Source organism: Nostoc linckia z4, assembly GCF_002608075.1.
Lineage (GTDB): Bacteria > Cyanobacteriota > Cyanobacteriia > Cyanobacteriales > Nostocaceae > Nostoc > Nostoc linckia.
In genome coordinates this window covers 121,520-142,488 of the sequence record NZ_LAHA01000002.1, presented here as the reverse complement: position 1 = coordinate 142,488, position 20,969 = coordinate 121,520, and the positions used below count along the sequence as shown (strand labels likewise).

The 20,969-nt window shown below is 40.8% G+C and carries 15 protein-coding genes; 10 read left to right on the top strand and 5 right to left on the bottom strand.

The genetic code is table 11. The annotated features are described in order from the left end of the window. The first annotated feature begins 339 nt into the window (after window positions 1-339). The 6 genes from VF06_RS02895 to VF06_RS02870 all read left to right on the top strand — a co-directional run bounded on the left by VF06_RS02895 (window position 340) and on the right by VF06_RS02870 (window position 11,851). Window positions 340-3,768: a helicase-related protein gene (locus VF06_RS02895; RefSeq protein ID WP_099069766.1), complete on the top strand. Its 3,429-nt coding sequence runs from the start codon at window positions 340-342 to the stop codon at window positions 3,766-3,768. A 761-nt stretch (window positions 3,769-4,529) separates the two neighbouring features. Next, window positions 4,530-8,060, top strand: a complete 3,531-nt coding sequence (locus tag VF06_RS02890; RefSeq protein WP_099069765.1) for an Eco57I restriction-modification methylase domain-containing protein — start codon at window positions 4,530-4,532, stop codon at window positions 8,058-8,060. A gap of 354 nt (window positions 8,061-8,414) precedes the next feature. Beyond that, window positions 8,415-8,951, top strand: a complete 537-nt coding sequence (locus VF06_RS02885) for a GAF domain-containing protein (RefSeq protein WP_099067221.1) — start codon at window positions 8,415-8,417, stop codon at window positions 8,949-8,951. Window positions 8,952-9,128: 177 nt separating this feature from the next. Then, complete coding sequence (locus tag VF06_RS02880; protein ID WP_099067220.1) at window positions 9,129-9,518, top strand: VOC family protein; 390 nt, start codon at window positions 9,129-9,131, stop codon at window positions 9,516-9,518. A gap of 101 nt (window positions 9,519-9,619) precedes the next feature. Next, the gene (locus VF06_RS02875) at window positions 9,620-10,468 is read left to right on the top strand and encodes an OST-HTH/LOTUS domain-containing protein (RefSeq protein WP_099067219.1); all 849 of its coding nucleotides are present in this window, start codon (window positions 9,620-9,622) and stop codon (window positions 10,466-10,468) included. A 102-nt stretch (window positions 10,469-10,570) separates the two neighbouring features. Next, window positions 10,571-11,851 carry a class I SAM-dependent methyltransferase gene (locus VF06_RS02870; RefSeq protein WP_099067218.1) on the top strand — a complete coding sequence of 427 codons (1,281 nt, stop codon included), beginning with the start codon at window positions 10,571-10,573 and terminating at the stop codon, window positions 11,849-11,851. 72 nt (window positions 11,852-11,923) lie between these two features. Here VF06_RS02870 and VF06_RS40210 read toward each other — a convergent pair whose 3' ends face one another. Beyond that, window positions 11,924-12,094: a hypothetical protein gene (locus VF06_RS40210; RefSeq protein WP_180267241.1), complete on the bottom strand. Its 171-nt coding sequence runs from the start codon at window positions 12,092-12,094 to the stop codon at window positions 11,924-11,926. A 157-nt stretch (window positions 12,095-12,251) separates the two neighbouring features. Between VF06_RS40210 and VF06_RS02865 the strand changes: the two genes are divergently transcribed. After that, window positions 12,252-13,130 (top strand): NAD(P)-dependent oxidoreductase, encoded by an 879-nt coding sequence (locus VF06_RS02865; protein ID WP_099067217.1) that lies wholly within the window; start codon window positions 12,252-12,254, stop codon window positions 13,128-13,130. 203 nt (window positions 13,131-13,333) lie between these two features. Here the strand turns inward: VF06_RS02865 and VF06_RS02855 are convergent, their stop codons facing one another. Together VF06_RS02855 and hslO are read right to left on the bottom strand one after the other, a co-directional pair. Continuing rightward, a complete protein-coding gene (locus VF06_RS02855; protein WP_099067215.1) occupies window positions 13,334-15,406 on the bottom strand; it encodes a coiled-coil domain-containing protein in 2,073 nt (690 codons plus the stop codon). A 154-nt stretch (window positions 15,407-15,560) separates the two neighbouring features. Continuing rightward, on the bottom strand, window positions 15,561-16,466 hold the full coding sequence (hslO, locus tag VF06_RS02850; RefSeq protein ID WP_099067214.1) for an Hsp33 family molecular chaperone HslO: 906 nt from the start codon (window positions 16,464-16,466) through the stop codon (window positions 15,561-15,563). Window positions 16,467-16,536: 70 nt separating this feature from the next. On the opposite strand from hslO, the gene VF06_RS40205 reads away from it, so the two are divergent. After that, window positions 16,537-16,677, top strand: a complete 141-nt coding sequence (locus VF06_RS40205) for a hypothetical protein (RefSeq protein ID WP_180267242.1) — start codon at window positions 16,537-16,539, stop codon at window positions 16,675-16,677. Between the two features lie 178 nt (window positions 16,678-16,855). After that, complete coding sequence (locus VF06_RS02845; RefSeq protein ID WP_099067213.1) at window positions 16,856-17,242, top strand: hypothetical protein; 387 nt, start codon at window positions 16,856-16,858, stop codon at window positions 17,240-17,242. Between the two features lie 312 nt (window positions 17,243-17,554). Here the strand turns inward: VF06_RS02845 and VF06_RS02840 are convergent, their stop codons facing one another. Both VF06_RS02840 and hisD read right to left on the bottom strand, forming a co-directional pair. Next, entirely contained in the window at window positions 17,555-17,980 is a 426-nt protein-coding gene (locus VF06_RS02840; RefSeq protein WP_099067212.1) for a universal stress protein, read from the bottom strand. 572 nt (window positions 17,981-18,552) lie between these two features. Beyond that, window positions 18,553-19,854: a histidinol dehydrogenase gene (gene hisD / locus VF06_RS02835; RefSeq protein WP_099067211.1), complete on the bottom strand. Its 1,302-nt coding sequence runs from the start codon at window positions 19,852-19,854 to the stop codon at window positions 18,553-18,555. 817 nt (window positions 19,855-20,671) lie between these two features. On the opposite strand from hisD, the gene rpsT reads away from it, so the two are divergent. Then, complete coding sequence (gene rpsT, locus VF06_RS02830; protein ID WP_099067210.1) at window positions 20,672-20,968, top strand: 30S ribosomal protein S20; 297 nt, start codon at window positions 20,672-20,674, stop codon at window positions 20,966-20,968. Window position 20,969 lies beyond the last annotated feature (1 nt).

The window sequence follows — 20,969 nt, the reverse complement described above, 5'->3', positions numbered from 1 at the left end:
TGTATTACAGTGCAACTGCTCTATTTTTTTGATATTCGTAAAACTGGCGATGATATAGCCCAATAGGGTTCGGTTAAAGGGGAAAGGGAAAAGGGTAAGGTATTTAAAACCTTTCCCCTTTGCCCTTTACGCCACCAAGTTCACTTGACGTACTACTAGTAGTCTGGCAAGTCAACTTTGCTGGATAAGGGCTGGGGAAAGGGAAAGGGGAAAAGGGTAAGGGATAAAAAACCTTTTCCCTTTCCCCTTTACCCTTGACCCCGCCAAGCTGCCTTGGCGTACTACTAGGTTGGGAAACGCTTATAACATAAGTACGAAATATTCATAGAGTGTTAAATAATGCCCCGGATTTTTGACAACATTGATTTACAACTGCTACCGATTTTACGAGAAACCCTGAAAGTCTCTTATCGGGCAGATTTTTGTGTTGGCTACTTTAACCTCAGAGGTTGGCGAAGAATTGATGATTTAATCGAACAGTATGTTGGTAGTGAAAATGCTTGTTGTCGTTTGTTAATAGGGATGCAAAGTTTACCGAGTGATGAAGTTCAAGCGGCATTTACCCTTGGTAGTAGTGATGGACGGATTGATAATAGCGCCATCGTGCGGTTTAAAAAACGCATGGCGGCGGAATTTCGCCAACAGTTGACTATTGGTGCGCCGACTAATCTGGATGAAGCGGGGTTGCGGCGGTTAAGTCATCAGCTAAAAACTCAGAAACTAATTATTAAACTTTTCCTCCGTCATTCTCTACACGCCAAGTTATATCTTGTGCATCGCAATGACCCTAATACCCCAACTGTGGGATTCTTGGGTAGTAGTAATTTGACTCTTCCCGGACTGGCAAAACAAGGGGAATTGAATGTTGATATTTTAGACCACGATGCTTGTAATAAACTGCAAAAGTGGTTTAGCGATCGCTGGCAAGATTACGGTTGTGTAGATATTTCCCAAGAATTGGCTGAAATTATCGATCGCAGTTGGGCAAGAGCAGAATTAATCCCACCATACTACATCTACCTGAAGATAGCTTATCACTTATCCCATGAAGCGATCGCTGGACTTTCAGAATTTCGCATTCCCCGCGAATTTAATAACTTATTTGATTTTCAAAAAGCCGCCGTGCAGCTAGCAGCACGTCATGTAACTAAGCGTGGTGGCGTCTTAGTTGGGGATGTAGTTGGTTTGGGTAAAACTTTAGTTGGAACCGCCCTAGCCAAGATATTACAAGAAGATTGTTATTTAGAAACATTAATTATTTGCCCAAAAAACTTGGTATCAATGTGGCAAGAATATGTCAATAACTATCGGTTACTCGCCGAAGTTATGCCAATTAGTCAAGTACAAAACAAATTACCAAAACTCCGCCGTTACCGAATTGTATTAATTGATGAAAGTCACAACTTACGTAACCGGGAAGGTAAACGTTATCGAGCAATTACAGAATATATTACTGCTAATGAAAGTAAATGTATTTTATTATCTGCTACTCCTTACAATAAAAGTTATCTTGACCTTTCTGCCCAACTGCGGCTATTTGTGCCAGAAGACCAAGATTTAGGATTAAGACCAGAAGCTTTAATTAATCAACTTGGTGGCAGTTCGGTAGGAGAATTAGAGTTTATTAGAAAACATCAATGTTCTGTACGTTCCTTAGCTGCCTTTGAGAAAAGCGAACACCCTGATGACTGGCGAGAATTGATGAAACGCTACATGGTGCGACGCACTCGCTCTTTTATTAAAGATAATTATGCTTGCACAGATGAAACAGGACGTAAATATTTAGAATTTGCTGATGGGAGACGTTCTTATTTTCCCCAGCGCCTACCCCGGAGTCTCAAGTTTCCTTTAGAAGGTGCTGACACTGACTTTTATTCTCGTCTTTACTCAGAGTCAGTCATAGAAGTAATTAATCAACTTAATTTACCTCGTTATGGATTAGGAAATTACTTGATTGCTAAACCCAAACAGCCGCTTACAGATATAGAACAACGTTTGATTAATAGTTTATTTCGTGGCGGTAGGAGGTTAATGGGTTTTTCTCGAACTAATTTATTTAAACGTTTAGAAAGTAGTGGTGTTGCTTTTATGCAATCAATTGAACGCCACATTTTACGGAACTTCATTTATTTATATGCCTTAGAGCAGGGGCTTAATATTCCGATTGGAACTCAGGATGCAGAGTTATTAGATACAAGTAACAATGATGAAGATGCCGATTCTGTGGCAGCAGCTTTGTTTGATACAGAAACGGAAGAAGATGATTCCAATACTTTGCTGCCAGTGGAAACAGAAGAAGCAACTGTTTTTTTAAAGGAGGATGAAAAATTATCTAAAACAGAAAAAGTATTTCGTCAAAGAGCAGAATTAATTTATCAAGAATATATAACTAAATACCAACGACGATTTAAGTGGTTACCTTCTACAGTTTTTGATATTAAAAAATTGAAGCGGGATTTATTAGAAGATGCCAAAGCATTGATTAATGTCTTGCAACAGTGTGGTAATTGGAATCCCCAAGTAGATGAAAAACTTGCTGCTTTAATCAAACTGCTAACAGAAACTCACCCCCAAGATAAAGTCCTAATTTTCACACAGTTTGCCGATACAGTCCGCTACCTTGTAGACAATTTGCAATTAAACCATATTATTAATGTGGCAGGGGTAACAGGTCAATCTAAAGACCCGACAATAATCACGGGAAGATTTAGTCCTGTAAGTAATGGTAAACGCGAACAAATTTCATCATCAAATGAGTTACGTATTTTAATCGCCACGGATGTTTTAAGTGAAGGTCATAATTTGCAAGACTGTGCAATTATTGTTAATTGGGATTTACCTTGGGCGATTATTCGCTTAATTCAACGTGCAGGAAGAGTAGACCGCATTGGACAAAATGCTGATAAAATTCTTTGTTATTCTTTTTTACCAGCCGAGGGAGTAGAACGAATTATTAATTTGCGGGGACGACTCCGTAAACGACTGCAAGAAAATGCGGAAGTCGTGGGAACTGATGAAGCATTTTTTGAAGATGATGATGCACGAGTAATTCTCGACCTCTACAACGAGAAATCTGGAATTTTAGATGGCGAAGAAGATACAGAAGTAGACTTGACTTCAGAAGCATTTCAAATCTGGAAGAAAGCCACCGATGGAAATCCCGGCTTGAAAAAAACCATTGAGGAAATGCAAAATGTGGTTTATTCTACCCGCGCCCATACTCCGCAACCTGTCCAACCGGAGGGGGTATTGCTTTATATGAAAACCACCGAGGGAAATGATTCTTTGATTTATGTTGACCGCGATGGTAACAGCGTTACTCAATCACAATTAGCGGTTCTGCGGGTAGCAGCGTGTGAAGAATCTACCCCAGCCATACCCAAAGATAAACAGCATCACGAATTAGTAAAAAAGGGTACTGAACTGATTGCTGAAGAAGAGAAAAATGCAGGCGGTCAATTGGGGCGACCATCAGGTGCAAGGTTCCGCACCTATGAACGGCTGAAAAGTTATGTTCAAGAAATGCAGGGAACACTATTTGTCAGCGAAGAACTTTTAAAAGCAATCGATGAGATTTACCGTTATCCTTTGCGACAGTCAGCCATTGATACTCTCAACCGCCAACTAAGAAGCGGTATTAATAATCAGCAGTTGGCTGAGTTAGTTGTGGCGTTACGAATGGATGACCGTTTGTGTATTGTGACTGAAGAACTAGAAAAACGAGAACCTCAAATTATTTGTTCTTTGGGATTATTTTGTAATTCGTAATTAATGTAAGAGACATAATAAATCGCCGTCTTTACAATAAGAAGTCTTTAATAGCAATACAGTTCAGTTAAGCATTTCTTCCCTCTCTTTCTCTCTTCTCTCTGTGCCCTCCGCGCCTCTGCGGTTCGTTAAAAAAAAGAGTTATAGCCTTAAGTGAACCGTATTGTCTTTTGTAGACACGGCGATTTATCGCGTCTTTGTTATGTTGCGGAAAACACCGAAATTAGAAAGCAACCTGGGGTTTGAGAAAGTCAAAGCTTATTTTACTTACGGAAAACACCAAAATGAATAAGCAAAAGCTTCTTTTGCTTGCGGAAAACACTAAAATGAGTAAGCAAACTGGGGTTTGAATAAGTCAAAGCTTATTTTACTTGCGGAAAACACCAAAATGAGTAAGCAAAAGCTTCTTTTGAGTAAGTAAAAGCTCATTTTGAGAAAGCAATTAGAGATTTTGAGTAAGTAAAAGCTCATTTTAAGAAAGCAATTAGAGATTTTGATAAAGTAATCAGCAAATATACCTGACAATTAAAAACTACGCCCGCACAAAACTAAGTCGGCCTTTAGATAACTCAATAATATCACTGAGCCGAATTTTGTATAAAGGATTTATAAAGTATAAAAAGCATGGGTAAAAATTTAACTCGTATAAAGAGCGTTTCTTAAAGTCCGCGCTGGCGGACTTAATTTTTTATAGCCACAGATTTATTTTCTGAGTGGCAAATTTACCATGCTGCTTTTCTATTTTCTAAACATTGTAAATTATGTCGCTTAATTTTCAACGAACACGCGATTTACTCCATAACTTTCAATTTGGTGATTTATTTATAGAAGAATTAGGTTGGTCTAAACCTTCAAGGCAAAAGGCTGTTGCGTTAAAGATTGAGAATAAGACGTATCAATACAAAAAGATTGCTGAACTTTCAGGTGTTGCAATCTTTGAAATCACTGCAACTGATGGAAAAATACCAGAGGCGAAAGTTAGAGTTGCTATTCATCAAGAAATTACTAAACTGATAGCTGAAAATCTGCTAATTTTTATTACCGAAGAACGCACGCGTAGTCTTTGGTATTGGGTTAAAAGAGAAGGAAGTAAAAGTTACGTCCGCGACCATTTATATGTAAAAGGTCAACCAGGAGACTTATTTTTAAGTAAGCTTGGTTCTTTAGTTATTGATATTACTGAATTAGAACATGGTGAACCGACTGTAGTCGAAATTGCTTATAAGCTACAACGCGGTTTTGATGTTGAACCTGTAACTAAAAAATTTTATAAGGAATTTCAAGAACAACACCAGAAGTTTTTGCAGTTTGTGAAAGGAATCGACAATGAAACAGATAGACGTTGGTATACATCGGTAATTCTCAATCGCTTGATGTTTGTTTATTTTCTTCAACGTAAAGGTTTTATTGATAACAAGGATTTAAATTATCTGCAAAATAAGCTTGAACAAAGCAAGCAAAAAGGTGAAAATCATTTTTATGCTGAATTTCTCAAGGCTTTGTTTTTTGAAAGCTTTGCTAAACCTGAGATTGAACGCGATTTATCTGTACAACAATTGGTAGGAAAGGTTAAATACCTGAATGGAGGTTTATTTCTCAAACATCATATTGAAGAAAGATATCAAATTTCTATCATTGATGAAGCGTTTGAGCAAGTTCTCGATTTATTTGCGCGTTATTCTTGGAATTTAGATGATACGCCGGAAGGAAAAGACGACGAAATTAACCCCGATGTTTTAGGATATATATTTGAAAAATACATTAATCAAAAGGCTTTTGGAGCTTATTATACTAGACCACAAATTACAGAATATCTTTGTGACAGAACTATTCACAAATTAATTTTAGACCGCGTAAATAATGCATTACCTGATAAATATAAGCCTTTTGAGGATATTAACGAACTTCTCATCAAACTGGATACAAATGTCTGTCGTTCACTAATGGAAGATATTCTTCCTAATTTATCAATTCTTGACCCAGCTTGCGGTTCTGGTGCTTTTCTTGTGGCGGCGATGAAAACGCTAATCCAAGTTTATAGTGCGGTGTTTGGAACAATTCAGTTAATGGGTGATGACACTCTTAAAAAGAAGCTTGAAAATATAGAAAATTCCCATCCCTCACTACCTTATTTTATCAAAAAGCGGATTGTTTCTGATAACCTCTATGGTATAGACATCATGGAGGAAGCAACGGAAATTGCTAAACTGCGTCTTTTCTTAGCTTTGGTTTCTTCGGCTAATGAAGTGGAAGAATTAGAACCATTGCCTAATATTGATTTTAATATTATGGCGGGTAATTCACTGATTGGGTTGATTAAAGTAGATGACACTGCTTTTGATGCAGTGGGAAATTCACTACAAGGAAATCTATTACAGTCTTTAGCAGCAGATAATTATAAAAAGATTTTAGAAGAAAAGAATAAATCTGTTGAATTGTACAAAAAACACGCCTTTATTCCTGGTGAGGAAAAACTCTCTGGTGGAGAACTGGGAACCCATCAAGATGCAAGGTTATTGAACTTACGTAAATCTATTGACAACCTTAATCACGAATCACAAAAGAAATTAAATCTTTTATTGTTGGATGAGTTTAGTCAAAAGTTGGGCATTAAATACGAGGAAGTTCAGTTAACTGGTAAATCAAAAAAGCGTGTTTTAAAGATTGAGGATATTACAGCTTTGAAGCCGTTTCACTGGGGTTATCACTTTGACAAAATTTTAGAACGTGGCGGCTTTGATGCAATTATCACTAATCCACCTTGGGAGATATTTAAGCCACAAGCTAAAGAGTTTTTCGCACAATATAGTGACTTGGTGACAAAAAAGAAGATGGACATTCATACCTTTGAGCAGGAACAAGAAAAACTTCTTAAAGATATAGAAATTGCTGCGGCTTGGCTAGATTATCAAAAACAGTTTCCTTACATCAGTGATTATTACCGTTTATCTCAACAGTATAAAAATCAAGTTCCTATTGTAAACGGTAAGAAGATAGGCACTGATATTAATCTTTATAAAATATTTTTAGAACAGTGCTTGAATTTATTAACTCCGGGTGGTGAATGTGGAATCGTTGTCCCTAGTGGTATCTATACTGACTTAGGAGCAAAAAAACTACGAGAAATGTTGTTTAACCAAACTCAAATATCTGGATTATTCTGCTTTGAAAACCGAAAAGAAATCTTTGAAGGAGTTCATCGTAGTTTTAAGTTTGTTGTTCTCACGTTTGAGAAGGGCAATAAAACGGAAGATTTCCCAGCGTCATTCATGCGCCATGATGTACAAGAACTGCAAAAATTTCCTAATGATGAAAACTTCTCTATCAGTGTTAAATTAGTACGCCGTTTCTCACCTGATTCTATGTCAATAATGGAATTTAGGAGTAGAGAAGACTTAGAGATTACTGAAAAGTTCTTGAATTATCCGTTGCTTTCTGATTCCAAGTTGGGTTGGGGACTTGAGCTTTACGGAGAAGAACTTCACATGACTCGCTCAAAAAAATATTTTCAGCAATTGCCAACCAAGTATACCTTATATGAAGGAGGAATGATTTGGCATTTTCAGCATGATTATGATAAACCTCATTACTGGATTAAAGAATCAGATTTAAGAGAAGTGTTTTTGGAGAAACGCGCTAAAAGAATAAAATTTAGTGGAAAAATTACTAAAGATTTAAAAAATGATTATGAGGTTTATAGACTGGCAATACGCAAAATAGCTTCTAACACCAATGAAAGAACCTTAATATCTACTGTAATTCCAGCTTGGTCATTTGCTGGTAACTCGCTTACAGTAAATTTTCCTTTCCATCACGACACGGATAGATATAATGAATTAAGAATATCAAATTCAGAGTTAGTCGTTCTTTCTTCATTACTAAATACCTTCGTAGTTGACTATACTCTACGCTCACGTATGACTACGAATCTTAACTCTTTTTATTTATATCAACTACCAATCCCACGCTTAACAAAAACCGATCGCTACTTCAACGACATTGTACAACGCGCCGCCAAACTCATCTGCACCACACCAGAATTTGACGAACTCGCGCAAGAAGTCAATTTAGGTTCCCATCAACAAGGCGTTACCGACGAAACAGAACGCGCCAAACTCCGCGCAGAACTCGATGGCATGGTAGCACACCTTTACGGTTTAACCGAAGATGAATTTAGCTACATCCTCACTACCTTTCCCATTGTGAGTGCAACCGTTAAAGAAGCAGCATTGTCAGCTTACCGTAACTTTATTCCAATGTTTAGAAACTTAGAGTACCCATGCTCTGCATAAAAACTAGGAATATTAACAGCATCACAAATATCTGTAACTATGAATACAAATTGACTTTTTATATTGCAGTCTTAAGTATACTTATTGGCTCAATTCTTATAAAAAAACACTAAACATATTATTTGTAATTTTATCAAAATCTTAACTTTGAATTTATAATTTTGATTTTTTAATGGTATGAATTAAAAATTTTATTTTCTTAATAATTTATTTAAATTTTATCAAAGTGCTTGACTAGTATTATGTTACGTTAAAATTGAATTGCTGCTATAAATACAAAAATGTATTTAAATAAGGTCTAATAAATTACTATATTAAGTGCGGCAGCATTTACTTAGTCGTAATTTTAAAACCGTGCAAATTCATCCTCACTCAGAATCAAACCAAAGCCACAATCGCCGCGAGCAGGGTTTGGAAAAATTACTCTCTCGCCTTGTCAGAAGGATACGCCGGGATGAGTTAGTCAGGGAAACGACGAATCAACTCAGAGAAATGCTTCAGGTCGATCGCGTAGTTTTGTATTATTTTTATGGTCAGTGGGAAGGACAGGTAACTTTTGAATCGTTGAGTTCTGAAGAATTTTCAATTCTTGGTTCCACTGGGCCAGATGATTGTTTTAACGATGAATATGCTGCTTTATATCTGGCAGGACGGGTAAAGGCGATCGCTGATATTGAATTAGAATCAATGGAGTCTTGTCACCGAGATTTTCTCCGCAGTCTCCATGTTCGCGCCAACCTCGTTGTCCCAATTGTGATACCTAGAGGATTATGGGGATTATTAATAGCACATCACTGCCAAGGGCCTCATAATTGGTCGCAATCAAATATGGAAATGATGCAAACAGCAGCCCAAACTCTAGCAACAGACCGTAATATTCTCGAAAGTTAAGCCACAGTGCCTTCAAATGGCATACAGTTATAGGAGAATTCAGAATTCAGAATTCAGAATTCAGAAGTAGAACAGGCTTTATTTATACCTGGCTTTGGGATTTAGTTTCCTTGCAATCTGCTGTAAGTAGCAAAAATATTTACCAGCGCTGATTCTTCTCAACAAGGAGAAAAAACTGTGAAATTTGGTTACACGGTCATTTGGGTAGACGATGTAGTTAAGACCGTTGAGTTTTACGAAAAAGCATTTGGTTTAGTTCGTCGCACCGTGGAGGATCGGGGACAGTTTATCTGGGCTGAAATCGAAACAGGAAACACCACATTGGCTTTTTCTTCCACCAGCCAAGCACAGAAATTATTTCCCGGTGGTTTTCATCCCAACGACGCCACACAACCACCGACATTAATTCAAATCTCATTCATCACTCCTGATGTTGGTAGCGCTTACATCAAAGCCATCGGAGCAGGAGCCAAACCATTAGACCCCCCAAAAATCCAACCTTGGGGACAAACAATAGCCCGCGTCCGCGACCTCAACGGCGTGCTGGTTTCCTTGGTGAGTGGTTAGTACCACTAACTACCTCGGATTTTGATTGATTAGGGCATCAAAAAGCAAAGCTATAATTGCCGTACCCTCTAGCTACGTTTGACTAGCAGGTTAACACGACAATGAAAAGTGAGCTTCCAGACTTAGTAAATGAAGTCCTAAGAAAAATAGGACGAAATATATTGATGTTTCAGCAAATCGAAAAAGGCTTGAAACTGCTTCTTCCATATATACACTCAGATGGTAGTGCAAAGGGTATCGATAGCTTTCGGAAGTACAGAGAAACAGCTAAGTTAAAGACTCTAGGATATTTAATAAATGCCTTTATTGAGTCTGTGGATTACGACATTATTGACTTTGTTGACTATAGCACTATTGACTCTGTGGATTATAACCCTGATTACTTTGCCGATAAATTAAGAGAGATGGTTGCCGAACGGAACAAACTCGTTCATCACTTTGGTGGGTCGGAAGGTTTACATATCTTAGAGAATCAAGAAGATTGTAGAACTTGCATTAACGATTTAGAATCACAGTACCAAGAAGCAATTTCATTTTATAAAGAGATAACACCTTTTGTATTTAGTGTGCTTGTTTTTCTTCGGGAAAATTATGCCGAATCTAACCCAAAAATAGAAATTTTATATAAGCAATTCAAGGCAGATATTACTTCTTCTGGCGTTGAGTATATCAATCTGATTAATCCGTCTGAAACAACATGGGAAAATACAGAGATTGTAAAATTACTGCGTTTAGCAGAAATAAATATAGAAAAAATAGACGGTATGATTTTGTTGGCAAGAGCAGGCGAATTTATTAAGCTCCAAAACCCTACCTGCACGCCTAAGAAGTATGGCATTAAAACACTAAAAGGTGTTTTAAAAGCATCTGGCTTATTTGAAATTAGTGAAAGACAAAATCCAGATCAGAATAGCGTATTTCTTTTATATAAAAGTAAACTGCCGCAGTAACAAATAGCTGTAATAAACAACAGTTTAATTTTTACACTTCAGTTAAATTGATTGTGTTACTGGCAAGTATTTATTTTCTTTAGTCACTAATTTAAAATTTTTATGGATTCAAATCCAGCATTGTGTACAGCGATCGCTCATCATATTACCACCAGTCCGCAACAGCGAATTACTTTCGCCGAATTCATGGATATGGCACTATATCACCCCGAACACGGCTATTATTCCAGCGATGCAGTGAAAATTGGTTTTCAAGGTGGTGATTTTTTTACCTCTCCCAACCTCAGCGCTGACTTTGGCGAATTACTTGCAGAACAATTTTTGCAAATGTGGGAAATCTTAGGGCGACCCGTAACCTTTTCTCTGGTAGAAATGGGAGCAGGTCAAGGACTCTTGGCATTGCATATCCTTAAGTATTACCAGGTACAATACCCGGATTTTTTTACAGCCATAGAGTATGTAATTATTGAAAAGTCACCGACTTTAAGGCAACAACAGCAAAAACGTTTACAAGATTTGCCCGTGCGTTGGTGCAATCTAGAGGATATCCCATCAAATGCCATTGTGGGCTGTTTTTTTTCTAATGAATTAGTTGATGCCTTTCCAGTCCATCAATTCACCCTAGAAAACGGCGAACTGCGAGAAATTTATGTGACAACACAGAAAGATGAAGAAGACGCGGAGAGTGGGAGACGCGGGGACGCGGTGAAAGAATTCTCCACGTCCCCGCGTCCCGATTTCCCCGCGTCCTCAGTCCCCGCGTCCCCGCGTCCCTATGTCCCCGCGTCATCATTTATCGAAGTCACAGGAAAACCCTCTACGCCTCAACTAGCCGAGTATTTCAACTTAGTGGAAATCGATTTAACCTCAGGTGCATACCCAGATGGTTACCGCAGTGAAATTAATTTAGCTGCTCTTTCCTGGTTGAGTATAGTAGCAGACCGCTTGCAGCGTGGCTATGTGCTAACAATTGATTATGGCTACCCTGCGACTCGTTACTATAATCCGAGGCGATGGCAAGGAACGCTACAGTGCTATTACCAACACCGTTACCATGACAATCCTTATATCAACGTTGGACAACAAGATATCACTGCCCATGTTGACTTTACAGCTTTGTCACGCTGGGGCGATCGCTGCGGTTTAGAAAATGTTGGTTTTATCCAGCAAGGATTATTTTTGATGGCCTTGGGATTAGGGGAACGAATTGCTGCTATTTCTTATCAAAAGCAACCCCTCTCGCAATTACTACAGCGACGGGAAGCACTACACCAGCTTTTAGATCCCACAGGACTGGGTGGTTTTGGAGTCTTAATTCAGGGCAAAAATTTGGGAAAAACAGAAATTTCCCAACCACTCAAAGGATTGACCGTACCTGAGTAAAAGTAGATTTGAAAAGTTAAAACTCTATTTAAGAATGCAGTATTAGTTTTATTTGGACTAGCATAGCAGTGATTACTGTAAAGTTAAACACAATTGGAAAGTAACAATTATGTCAGCCCATGACTTATTAATGTTAGTAACACTACTTACCCCAGGTATTTTGCTTTCAGTTTTGATTATGGTGACTTTTGCCGCTGGCGGGTGAAGCGATCGCTGTTTACCAATAACCGATAATACTGCCATATTGCATTATTATCAATAACTGGGTAGGCATTGCCAATACAAAATCAGGCAATGTCCACCCAAAAAATTGCGATCGCTTAACTATTGTAAGATGTCAAAATAGACACGCAAATTTCACGAAGGATTAGGCCTACGCTGTACCAAAAGGAACGTAAAAATGAAGGTGGCATTTCTGGGAACCGGACTGATGGGACTACCAATGGCTCAAAGGTTATTAGCCGCAGATATACAGCTAGTGGCCTATAATCGCACCCCAGAAAAATTAGCACCACTACAAGCTGCTGGGGCTGAAATTGCCACACATCCCCGCCATGCCATTCGTGCTGCTGAGTGCGTAATCCTCATGCTTACTAATGCCCCAGCCATCTATAATGTCTTGCTTTCAGATACAGCTTGGCAAACTCTCAAAGGGCGCACCATTATCCAAATGGGAACAATTACCCCCACTGAAAGCCGAGAAATTCGAGACGCAGTGGTTGGAGGTGGCGGTGAGTACATAGAAGCCCCTGTGTTAGGTAGCATCCCTGAAGCAAAAGCTGGCAAATTAATTGTGATGGTGGGTGCAGAGCCAGAACAATATCAACGCCACTTGAAGTTGCTGCAAAATTTTGGCACAGAACCTTTACTCGTCGGCCCTGTGGGAACTGCGGCGGCACTGAAATTGGCACTCAATCAACTAATAGCTTCTCTCACAACTAGCTTTGCTTTGAGTCTGGCTTTTGCCCAACGTCAAGGTGTCGATGTGGATGTGTTTATGCAGATCTTACGGGACAGTTCACTTTATGCCCCCACCTTTGACAAAAAGCTCCAACGAATGTTGGATAACGATTTTGCCAATCCCAATTTCCCCACAAAACACTTGCTCAAAGACACAGAATTGTTTATCTCGGAAGCAAAATCTTTGAGTTTAGATCTCAGCAGCATTAAAGGAGTGCGACAAATTTTGCAAACAGCTGCGAAAATGTCATTTGCTGATGATGATTATTCCTCATTATTTGCTGTGATTAAAGAATGGGGAGAAGCGGTTGGTGATTGAGGATTGGGCATGGGGCAAAATCCTTCGGGTAGGGAAAAGGGAAAAGGCGCAAAGTCCAAACTTTGTAAGAGAGGACAAGCAGGGAGCTTTCCTTTGCCCTTTGCCCCTTGCCCTTTTCCCTTTTCCCTTTGGCATTCCCATCTCCCCTATCTCCCCATTTTTTCAAAGAATTGCTTCTCAACAATTACCCGAAACGTAGAAAATCATTGACTAATAGTAGTCGTTGATGGCGATGATTGTGGGGACTCCAGCGGCGGCGAAGGTTCTGGTCGAGGAGGATTGAGAAACTCTTGCCAACTTCTAATTTGGTCTTGGGCAGCATTGTAAGCTGCACTACCACGGGGAATGGATTTGGCAATCTCAATTCCTCTGGAAATATCAGACTGAGCTTGAGTACGTGCGATGTCTAATAACTGCTGACTCCATTGGTCAATGCCGAGATTGGCATCCATACGTAAAATGCTATTATTGGAAACGCGATCGGCTAACCGGATTGCCTCTGCCAAAGCTTCTGGCGTACCAGCCACCGCGATTTGCTGGGCTTGTCTCCAGTTTTCTTTCGTGCGGATTTGCCCTTGCCAATCATCAACAGCACTTTGCGCTTCCCCAGCCAGCGCCCTTCCTGACGATGCAATTTGTTGAGCTGCGGTAATGGCGGCGGGGAGATTGCCACTTAAAGCTAATTCTCGTGCTTGATCTAAGTAGGGTTGGTCTTCGATTCGCTGAATTTTTCCTATCCAAGTGCGAATTTTTCTACGTGCTTCTGGATATAATGCACGACCTCTACGGATTTGGCTAGCTTGGGCGATGGCCGCTTGCAAAGAATTAATATCGTCAAATATCGCTATTTGTTCGGCCCGTTCTAGGTAAGGTTGGTCTTCGATTGTCTCTACCTGGGCACGCCAACGACTCATTTCTTCCCTGGCTTCTGTGCCTCTGGGGTTACTAGCAGGGATGAGTTGCACTTGGGCGATCGCTGCTGTTAAATTATTGACTGTTCCTTGGCTAGCCAATACTCTCGCTTTTTCTAGATGGGCCACATCTTCGATTTCCAACTGCCAACGAGCAATTAACTGCTGTGCTTCCTCGTATATTGGCCTTGAAGGATCGATTTGTTGGGCTTGGGCGATGGCTGCTTCTAAACCAGAAACGTTACCTAACCAAGCACTTCTTTTGGCATCAGCTATGGCGATAAAGTCATCTGTTTCGGCTTGCAGCTTGGCACTTTCGGGAATTTGTCTAGCAATATCTAGTGCTTCGTCGGCATCTTGCTTATCTAACTTCGCCTGTGCCAATTCCAACATTTTACGTCCAAATGCCGGAATCGCCTCTTGAGCTTTTTGATAAAGGTAACTTTCCTGGCCAATGGACTCGGCTAGCTTGATAGCTTCTAGCAAATTATCAACAACTTGGCTTCTGGCTAAAATTTCCGCTTTTCCTAACTTATCGCCATCTTCGCGGGCTGTGGCGATGAGTTTGTTCAATTGGTCGTATTTAGTACTCGCCCAGTATTGATTGTCTATGCGTAGCATTCTCGCCGAAAGCATGAAGGCCGATTGCCAGCGTCGTTCCCGGACTTCAGTGATGGCATTGTTGTAAATGCTTTCAGCCTTCGACCAAGTTGTTTGCCATTTATCAATTTGTTCGTCTACTAACTTATAAGCCGCCAGTTCTTGGGGTATTTTACGGGCAGTAGCGATCGCTTCTTCTAAATTACCTGATTGGAAACTTGCATCGGCTAACTGCAAAATATCCCGCGACCATTCTTCTGTAAAACGATTGATTTCTGCGTGTAACGGGTGATTGTCTGGTAATTCATTCACCAGAGCAATAGCTTGCAGTAGGTCATTCACCGTTTGCTTAGAAGCCGCCAATTGAGCGCAGTGCAACCGGACTGAGGCACTAGCTAGAGGCCAGAAAATCGATGGACAATTAGGGGCTGCTGGTAATTTCAGCAGCATTGCCGTCGCTAAGAATGCCACGCTCCCAGGAATCAAAGTTAGCAGTAATGACCAGAAGATCCAACTTCTCATCCATCGAGGCAATTTCCAAGAACTTTTACTGACTTGGGTAGTTTCTGATGAATGACTATCTTTGCCTTTGCCAACGGAATTATTTTTTTTTCCCCGCTTCACTGACTCGGAGCTAGAACCAGTACCTGAAACATCAACTGGTTGAGTTTCACCGAATTGCTGTGTTCGGGATAATCTGGTATTTTGATCTGGCTCTCTTGCTCTGGCTCCTGACCAACTGTCTGGAATATCCCGTTCTGTCATTTCTCACACCAAAATAATTGAATAGCTTTCTGTTTTAAATCGATAATTCCATTGTTGCCATAGTAACTTTCTCATGCGTAAAAAGCTACATTTTTGATTATCTTTGTCCACAGATACCATTAAAAGTTTCAAATTTCAGTGGTGTTTTATACTTTCATCCTGAAATAGTAGATTCAGCTTGTAAATCGGCAATTAGCTGCGCCAAATGGTCACTACTTGCCTGATAAACGCTGCCGCAAAAATCGCAAGTCGCCTCGGCACCATCATCTTTAATAATCATATCTTGGAGTTCGGCTTCTCCCAAAATTTTGAGTGCCCCCAAAACGCGATCGAAAGAACAACCGCAGTGAAAGCGTAGTATCTGCCTTTCGGGAAAGATTACTAGCCCCATATCTCCTAGTAAGTCGTTAAAAATTTCAGGTAAAGTTTTCCCAGCTTGCAGCAATGGCGTAAAACCTGCTAAAGCAGCTACTCGTGATTCTAGCTTTTCTACTAAAGCTTCATCTCTTGCAGCTTTGGGTAACACTTGTACGAGTAATCCTCCAGCCGCAGTTACTCCACCTGCTCCCACAAACACACCCAACACCAAAGCAGAAGGAGTTTGTTCGGAATTCAGCAGATAATGAGCGACATCATCGCCAATTTCCCCAGAAACTAGTTCTACAGTACTAGAGTAAGGGTAACCATAACCGACATCCCGAACTACATACAGGAAACCGTTACCCACTGCACCGCCAACATCTAGCTTACCTTTGGCATTGGGAGGTAATTCCACAGATGGATTCGCCACATACCCGCGTACCGTGCCATCTAGACCTGCATCTACCAATATGCCACCCAAAGGCCCATCACCCTTAATCCTGACATTGACCCTCGACCCGGTTCGCTTCATACTAGAAGCCATCAACAAACCCGCCGCCATAGTCCGCCCCAGTGCTGCTGTTGCTACATAGGAAAGCTTATGGCGTTCCCGTGCTTCTTCTGTTAAACGTGTGGTAATTACACCTACCGCACGAATCCCACCTTCAGCTGCTGTTGCACGAATTAACTGATCCGCCATGAATAACCTTACATTTCTTAACAAGTCCACCTTTCTATTCTAAGTTCTGTGCTGGTAGAAAATGAACTTAGTGGGGAGATGGGGAGATGGGGAGATGGGGGAGATGGGGAGATGGGGGAGCAGGGGAAGAATAACTCCTAACTCCCAACTCCTAACTCCCAACTCCCAACTCCTAACTCCTAACTCCCAACTCCCAACTCCCAACTCCTAACTCCCAACTCCCAACTCCCAACTCCCAACTCCCAACTCCCAACTCCCCATCTCCCCATCTCTCCATCTCCTAACTCCTAACTCCTAACTCCCAATGCCCCATGCCCAATGCCCCATACCCTATGACTAATGACTAAATTAGAAATAGCAATGTCTAACCTTTAGGTAATCCTAGAAAAATGCTGGGTAATTTTCAACAAAGCCAACTGCGAATCGAAATCGAAGCACCAACAGATAAAATTCATGACAGTCTAGTGCATCCACCGCAATTAACAAAATGGCTTGTAGGGCAACGCTTTGCGCCAGGAATGCCAGAAGAATTGCTTCCTGGATTTGAATTTACTACCTGGACTGGGCCAGTTGCCATTCATCATCATGTGGATGTTGTCAAATCCAATTGCCTGCGTTTGTTGCTGTCCGGAGGTATTGATGGTTTTCACGAATGGTACTGGGGAGATGGTTGGGTACAGTCCCGCTTGGAAGGAGTGTCAGTTTTGCCCCTGAATTTGGGTCAAACCCTGAGTTTATTGAGTTTGCGTCAGTTTTTAGCAACTCAAAGACGTTGAATTAGGAATTAGGGATTGGGTATTTATTTTTTTTAGACAGTCCCCAGTCCCCTATTTTATTTGTAAGTTATGATTAGCGATCGCCCTCAATCAGCAAATAGCACTTGCTGGGCTGTTGATATTAAATCTGGAAAAATTTAGACTCAATATGTTGAGTATCAACAAACTCTACTGGTTCGTATAATTCTTCAATTAATGTCATTATTGTGCCGACTTACTTGAATCATTCCACTTCAAGTTGTTGACTGTTCGCAGTCAACAGTCAACTATCAACAATAATAAAATATTTTTTTACTTGGAAGCCCCTTGATTCTAGTTATGCTTTACCACCAATACTGAACAATTAGCTTCTTCTACAACTTGGCTGCTAACAGAACCCTGAACTATTCGCTTCATCCCTATCAATCCACGACTGCCAATTACAATCAATTCAGTTTTGTAGATGTTGGCAAGGCGAATAATTTCTTCCGCAGGATCGCCTGTTACCAGTTCTAATTCACTTTTAACTGCTAATTTTTCCTGATAAGATTGCAGCTGTTTTTCAATATGAAAATAAGAGAATGTCGGGGACTCTGACTGAGGGCGATCGGCAGGTAGCTCAATCTCTGAGTCTGGCGTGGGAAATACATGGCAAAGAATAACCTTGGCGTCTTGAGAAAAAGCCAAATCATCTAAAGTCTGGATTACTTGTTCTGCAATTTCCGAACCGTCCAGAGCTACCAAAACAGTATTTAGCACCCCTATCGTCCCCCTAAAGAGTAAACCGTTCTACAACACGTTGGCCAGAGTTAAACAGTGTTATAACTTTGTTTAACTTGCTCCTGATTGCTTCCTGCTTGATGTTAGCAGTATAGTCACTCGCCAGTTGCCAAGTTGAAAATCGGATAGAACTTATCCCATTTGAGGTTGTATGTTTGGAAGATTGAGAAACTTTGTGATTTTAATCCGTGATTTTCAGTCCTATTAAAATCTCTAGTTTTCTCGACTACCATACAACAGGCAGGACTACTCTGAAAAGTTTTTGACAGCTTCTCAAACCTTGATTTTTGCGCTTGGTTTTTGCGTTATCCCAAGTTTAACAAGTTTTGTCCAAGACAAAACATCGATTGTTGTCTAGTTTGATCTCAACAATTTAGTTTCAGCGATCGCCTTTTCGCAAGCAGTAGCCATCGTTAATACCCAATTTTAGTTGCAACTGCCATCAGCAATGAAAGGCAGGGTAACCAAACATTGTGCGTTAGCGTAACTTGCTGTAGGTATCGCTGTCCAAAGTTTTAGTTTGAAGCTCAGGGAAAATTCAGCATTCCCAATCACTCTTCTTGCTGAATTCGGCGTCGCACTGAATCAGCATGAGAAGGTAAACCCTCTGCTGTTGCTAGGACATCAATGGCATTAGCCATATTTTCCAGTGCGGTTTGGGAGTATTGAATAATACTAGAGTGTTTGAGGAAAGTTTCAACTCCCAGAGCTGAAGCATATCGAGCAGCACCAGAAGTAGGCAAGGTATGGTTGGGGCCTGCCAAATAATCCCCCACTGCTTCTGGTGTCGAGTAACCCAAAAAGATTGCTCCAGCATGGCGAATCTGTGGTAATAGCGCCCAAGGATCTTTGACTTCTAATTCTAGGTGTTCTGGGGCAAATTCGTTAGAGAGTTCTGCTGCGGCTGTCAAAGATTCCACAACGATAATCAAGCCGTAGTGAGCGATGGCTTTTTCTGTGTCTATGCGCCGTGGATGATCCACCAGCTGTCTTTCCAAAGCTACCTGCACATTCTTTGCTAAAGCTGCATCTGTGGTCAGCAAAATAGCCGCCGCCATCGGATCGTGTTCGGCTTGGGCTAATAAATCAGCAGCCACATGCACTGGATTTGCTGTTTCATCGGCAATCACTAGCACTTCGCTAGGGCCTGCCAAGGAATCAATACCAACAGTGCCGTAGACAAGTTTTTTCGCTAGGGTAACATAAATGTTACCAGGGCCAGTAATCACATTCACTTTCGGAATTGTTTCTGTGCCATAGGCTAAAGCAGCAATGGCTTGTGCTCCGCCTACACGATAAATTTCTTGTACCCCTGCTTCTTGAGCAGCTACCAAAACTGCCGGGTTAATTGCACCTCCTGGGCCTGGTGGCGTTACCATCACTATGCGAGGTACGGCAGCTACCTTTGCCGGAATTGCATTCATCAGTACTGTACTGGGATAGGCAGCACGGCCACCAGGTACGTACAGCCCCGCTCGGTCGACAGGGGTATAGCGTTTGCCTAGTACCACCTCATCATCGCCAAAATGCACCCAGCTTTTCGGGACTCGCTGACGATGAAATGCTTCAATTTGGCGGGAAGCTAGCCGAATTGCCCCCATCAACTCCTTTGACACCTGTTGGTAGGCTGCATCCAGTTCCGACCCTGTTACACGGAGTTCTTCTGGCTTGAGGGTTTGTTTGTCAAATTCGGCGGTGTAATGCAGTACAGCTTTATCGCCTTGGCGCTTGACTGCTTGCAAGACTTCCCGCACAGTTGCTTCTTTGTTGGGCACCTGTTCGTCATGGGTGCGATCGCAGATTCGTTGTAGTTCTGCTCTAACGTCTGCCTGCTGAGTAATGATTCGCAGCATGGAGTAAGGACAATGCCAAAATTATAATATTGCCACCTGAGATTTAGTGAAAGCTTTCCGCCCTACTGGGTGTGGAGGCTGACTTTAATTCTCTTCTCTAGCTTAACCTGGATTTTTTTGATACTCCTAAGGTTGCCAGCAGATGGTTGACTCGAAAAGGCTACTTGATTGTTTAATCTGAATCTGCCTAAGTTGCAGATCCACAGGAAAGGGGAGTGCCATTTCCCACTATCCTTATGCCGTTACCCTAACTCCTAAAAGAGGTAAAGGTTGTGTGGTTGCCCATTAAATCCCCTGCATTTACAGAGGGTAGGGTTTAACTATAACTAACTTTTACTGATTTTTCTAACTTTTAGTAGCTAACATGTGTACAGACATGAAATATCGGTTCTATAGTTAAAAGTCCCTGAAATTTAGCTGTATTACAGTTTTTTACCTTTTATTATCTGCTCTCATGACAGATGGTGTTGGTAATTACACTGCTCCATCGGGTGGTGAGTTAGGGTTACTATTTTATTCATAGATTTGATTTTAACGTATTTACTTAATTAGCGGCACACTGAATTGGAGACTTGGTAAATGGGGCATGGGGCTAATGAATGGGGAAAGGGAAAGGGGTAAGATTAAATTTATTGCTTTTCCGTTTTCCCTTTAACCTTTTTCCCTGCTCCCCTGCTCTTTCTACTCCTCCATCTCCCCACTCCCTACTACCCAATGGCATAATTTTTTTAGGAAATTCTAACATTGGCAATTTGGATGCTATATTAGTAAATCTAGTAGTGTGTGTACATATTAGTATTAGTTTCTGGAATTGACTGTGGCGAATACAAAGTCTGCTCTTAAGCGTGCCGAAATCGCAGAACGCAACCGACTGCGTAATAAAGGTTACAAATCAGCTGTAAAGACGCTGATGAAAAAATACTTGAATGCTGTAACTGTCTATGCTGCCAATCCTACCCCAGAATTAAAACAAGAAGTGCAGTCGAAGTTATCTGAGGCTTATAGCAAAATCGATAAAGCAGTAAAACGGGGTGTGCTTCACCCCAATAATGGGGCTAGGAAAAAGTCAAAATTGGCGACTAAGCTAAAACCCCTCACACAGACAGCTGAGTAGT